The organism is Cellulomonas sp. (genome assembly GCF_017744555.1).
Taxonomy (GTDB): Bacteria; Actinomycetota; Actinomycetes; order Actinomycetales; family Cellulomonadaceae; genus Cellulomonas.
Genome location: NZ_JAGIBD010000130.1, coordinates 1 through 538, shown reverse-complemented (window position 1 = coordinate 538; position 538 = coordinate 1). Strand labels below are relative to the sequence as shown.

1 protein-coding gene is annotated in these 538 nt (G+C 71.4%); it reads right to left on the bottom strand.

Annotated features, from left to right (window positions below):
• The coding region (locus J7523_RS20525) for a hypothetical protein (RefSeq protein ID WP_291890665.1) at nt 1–479 on the bottom strand (479 nt) is incomplete at its 3' end.
• Nucleotides 480–538 lie beyond the last annotated feature (59 nt).

Sequence of the window (538 nt, the reverse complement as noted above, 5' to 3'; positions counted from 1 at the left end):
GCCTGCAGGATCCCGGCCAGGGTGTACTCGCATTCGAAGCCCGGCGGACAGGCGAACACCAGGCGCGATTCGCCGGCCGCGCGCGCACGGATCGGCGGAGGAGCGACGTTGTTGTCGCCCGGCGGGCTCGGTGCCGGCTTGCCCTGGGGGATGTCTGCGCTGTTCTCCTGCGCGCCCTCGGCAGCCTGCTCGTAGAACACCTCTTCGGCGATCGACTGCGGCGGCAGGTGCAGGACCAGGCTGGCCGCATCGCCCACTGCTTTCAGGCGAGGCGGGGAACCGGGCACGATCTGCAGGTTGACCAGCTGGATCCGCAGCGCGAGCAGGTCGTCCGGGCGCACCGCTGCGCGGCCGGCGCGCGAGGCTTCGAACAGGTTGCCGACCGGGTCCGCAGGCCAGACCAGACCCGGCGGGGTCCGTTCGACGGCGATGTCGGTGAGCGGGCCGGTCGTGATCCGGTCGATCGTCCTGGTGGTCACGCGGCGTGTCTTGCCGGCGGCGACCCTGGATTGCTGGCCCGCTTTCGCAGGCTTCGTTC